Below are 3,354 nucleotides of genomic sequence, written 5' to 3'. Positions count from 1 at the left end.
TTTACATCTTTCATCTTTATACAAAGAATCAATTTTATCCCTTCCCTGTTTTGCCCCATGATGATCTAATTCTCCCTTTAATTTTACAATCAAAACATCTTCATAAGATTCCATTAAAAGTTTCAAAATATCGCCTCCCATAAACCCTCTTACTTTATATCTTCTCTAAAAGCACCTATTATTCCTTCACAGAAAAAGGACTAATTTTGTTATAAAATGAAAAATAGAGTCTTTTTCAAGACCCTATTTAAAGTTCTACCTATTCTTTTATAGAAAGCTTTGCCCCTTTAATTACATGACTAAGTAATAATGAAGTTGTTACACTTCCTACCCCACCTAAGGCTGGAGTGATAGCTTTTACTTTTTCTGAAACATTTTCAAAATCCACATCTCCACTTATTTTTTCATCATCATCTAAACTCATTCCAACATCAATAACTACACTATTTTCATTAAAATAATCTTCACTGAAAAATTTAGCTCTTCCTAAAGCTGTTACTACAATATCTGCATTCTTCGTAATTTCATTTAAATTTTTAGTTCTTGAATGACAGATAGTTACTGTAGCATTTTCTGTTAATAACATCATAGCCAATGGTTTACCTACTACCATACTTCTATTGATTACTACTGCATTTGCCCCTTCTAATGGGATTTCATAATGTTTTAATATTTCCAAGGCACTTTTTGGAGTACATGGAACAAATTTGTCCAGTTTACCATCACAAACTCTTTCTAAGTTTAAAGGATGCATACAATCAATATCTTTATTAGGGTCAATAGTATTTCTTATTACATCTTCATTTATTTGTTTTGGCAATGGTCTAAATACTAATATTCCATGAATATCCTTATTAGCATTTAATTCTTCTATTAATGAAACTAATTCATCTGTAGAAGCATCTTCTTTTTCTGTAACTACTTTAGCCTCTATTCCCAATTTGTCACAATTTTTAATAATACTTTTTTCATAAGATATGTCATCTGGGTTTTCTCCTAATCTTACAATAGCTAAGCTAGGATTGATATTCTTAACTTTCAACTCTTCTACATCTTTTTTAATTTCTTCCTTAATTCCTTTAGCCACTACGCCACCTTTTAAAATTTTTACCATACTTTACCACCTTCCCTAAAATAATAATTTCCAATCGATTTCAATTATACCATACTATAGGTAAGTAAAAAACTATAATATAGCTAAAGCTACATAACTAGATACAATACCAATAAATGTTCCCGTAATTAATTCTTTTATAGTATGCCGGCCTAAATTTAGTCTGGACCAAAATACTATAGGCATTGTTATAACTAGCCATAAAATTTTTTTACCTAGAAGAATGTGTAATAATGTAAGAGGACCAGAAATTCCACAAGCATGTCCACTGGCTTTTAAACCTATTACTTTATTTACAAAGGATAAAGATAGTCCTGAAATTAAATAAGCTAGAAATATTTGTTTTACAATTTTAGGACCCTTTAGTACAAATACTAAGCTAGTGCCAAAAACATAAGATATTACAGCTAGAATAAAGGCTAATTTTCGTTCTCCTTTCCTACCCATCTTTTTAATCTCCGGTATTAAACTTTGTAATGGATAAGCTAAAATAGGTATAATTGTTAGAAAAAAAACACAGTACAAATACCACATATTACCGTTAAAAGAGGCTGCAGATTTAGTAAATAGTAGTGTTATAATATAAAACGCTACTAGGGGAACCACAGTAATGATACTGATAAACTTTGCAATTTTCTTTTTCAAAAAAATCCCCCCTATGTTACATATAAATAGTAATTCTTACATATTACTATCATTGTATTACAAAATTATTAAGGTATCAAGAATTTAATTAATCTACAAGTTACTAATATATTAATCATTTTCTATTGGTTCTATATGAACCATGCAATGTTTTACATCTTCTATATTACTTTCTATAGAATCATGAATATTTTCAGCTATATCATGCCCTTCTTCTACGGATAAGGTACCGTCTACCAAAACATCAATATCAACATATAACCGATTACCAAATACTCTAGTTTTTAAGGTTTTTATTCCTTTAACTCCTTCTAAGGAGTGGGTTAGTTCCTTGATTTTCTCAATCGTATCCTCATCAGCAGCTTCATCTACTAACTGCTTAATAGCTTTCATATAAAATTCCACACCTACTTTTAAAATAAGTATACTTACAATAATTCCAGCTATTGGGTCTAAAATTACTAAGCCCATTCTAGCACCTAAAATTCCTGCAAAGGTGCCTAATGAGGAAAAAGCATCAGATCTATGATGCCAGGCATCAGCTTCCAAGGATATACTTTTTATCTTTTTTGCTATTTTAATTGTATACCAATACATTCCTTCCTTTACTACTATAGATATAAGAGCTGCTATTAGTGCAATTTTTCCTGGCATTTTTATATTTCCTTTTGTTAAAGAAATTATACTTTCATAACCTATTAAAAATCCTGTAATTACCAATATTACACTAACTATTTTAGTAAAAACCGGTTCATATTTTTCATGTCCATAAGGATGATTTTCATCTGCTTCCTTATAAGATATTCTTAACCCTAAATAGACTACAAAGGTTGCCAATACATCTGAAAGGGTGTGGATTCCATCTGCAATCATTGCCTTACTATTTCCTAAAATTCCTGCAGCAAGTTTAAATATACATAATATTATGTTTATAATTACTGAAATTAATGATGTTTTCTTTCCTAATTCTATTCTATTCATAATAGTACCTCCAATGTAATACTAATTAACAATTAACGTCCTTATATTATATACCCCTTAATTATACAAATCTACTATTTTAGCCAAATAGAAGATGATATCATTTGATACTAATTATTATTATCTAAAAAAATAAAATAAAGACTATCAATCTGCAGATAGTCTTTATTTCATTTTCAAATTAATTAAAATTCTAAAGCAAACTAGATGGATTCTATCTTTTGAGAAATTTACTTTATAACGTTTTTACTAATAGCTCTTCTAATTTATTAGTAAAAGATGTTAAATCCTTTACTAAATTAAAAGGGGAGTACTGCTCATATATATTTACAATTGTTAAAAAATCATCTCCACCAAAGAAACCCATTTCCAATTCTTTTTCTCTGTACTTTTCAAGAACTGGTATAGCCCTATTTAGTTTTGTTTCTACTACCACTGTTTCTTCCTTTACTGGATTAACAGCATACATGAATATTTTTGTCATCTCTTTCAACCTCCTTTTATCTATAGATTAGATAATATGCATTTTCATCTTAAAATATTCCATTTTTCTAATTATGAAATGCATCTAAAGATTCCTATTGGCATTCCTACTTTAGGCTTATCCTCTTTAA

Annotated in this window: 4 protein-coding genes; all 4 read right to left on the bottom strand. The window is 28.8% G+C overall.

The window, feature by feature from the left end; genetic code table 11:
* Positions 1–259: 259 nt before the first annotated feature.
* The 4 genes from VK071_06410 to VK071_06395 all read right to left on the bottom strand — a co-directional run bounded on the left by VK071_06410 (position 260) and on the right by VK071_06395 (position 3,224).
* Positions 260–1,114 carry a tetrahydrofolate dehydrogenase/cyclohydrolase catalytic domain-containing protein gene (locus VK071_06410; GenBank protein ID HLR34949.1) on the bottom strand — a complete coding sequence of 285 codons (855 nt, stop codon included), beginning with the start codon at positions 1,112–1,114 and terminating at the stop codon, positions 260–262.
* A gap of 72 nt (positions 1,115–1,186) precedes the next feature.
* Complete coding sequence (locus tag VK071_06405) at positions 1,187–1,759, bottom strand: hypothetical protein (protein HLR34948.1); 573 nt, start codon at positions 1,757–1,759, stop codon at positions 1,187–1,189.
* 111 nt (positions 1,760–1,870) lie between these two features.
* Positions 1,871–2,740, bottom strand: coding sequence for a cation diffusion facilitator family transporter (locus tag VK071_06400; protein HLR34947.1), 870 nt, complete (start codon positions 2,738–2,740; stop codon positions 1,871–1,873).
* 235 nt (positions 2,741–2,975) lie between these two features.
* Complete coding sequence (locus VK071_06395) at positions 2,976–3,224, bottom strand: hypothetical protein (GenBank protein ID HLR34946.1); 249 nt, start codon at positions 3,222–3,224, stop codon at positions 2,976–2,978.
* Between the last annotated feature and the right edge of the window lie 130 nt (positions 3,225–3,354).

The organism is Tissierellales bacterium (assembly GCA_035301805.1).
Lineage (GTDB): Bacteria > Bacillota > Clostridia > Tissierellales > DATGTQ01 > DATGTQ01.
This window is presented reverse-complemented; position numbering and strand designations above follow the sequence as displayed.

Excerpts from the sequence above, each read along its gene's own strand:
- VK071_06410 (HLR34949.1), bottom strand. The coding sequence starts at position 1,114 with ATGGTAAAAATTTTAAAAGGTGGCGTAGTGGCTAAAGGAATTAAGGAA.
- VK071_06400 (HLR34947.1), bottom strand. The coding sequence starts at position 2,740 with ATGAATAGAATAGAATTAGGAAAGAAAACATCATTAATTTCAGTAATT.
- VK071_06395 (HLR34946.1), bottom strand. The coding sequence starts at position 3,224 with ATGACAAAAATATTCATGTATGCTGTTAATCCAGTAAAGGAAGAAACA.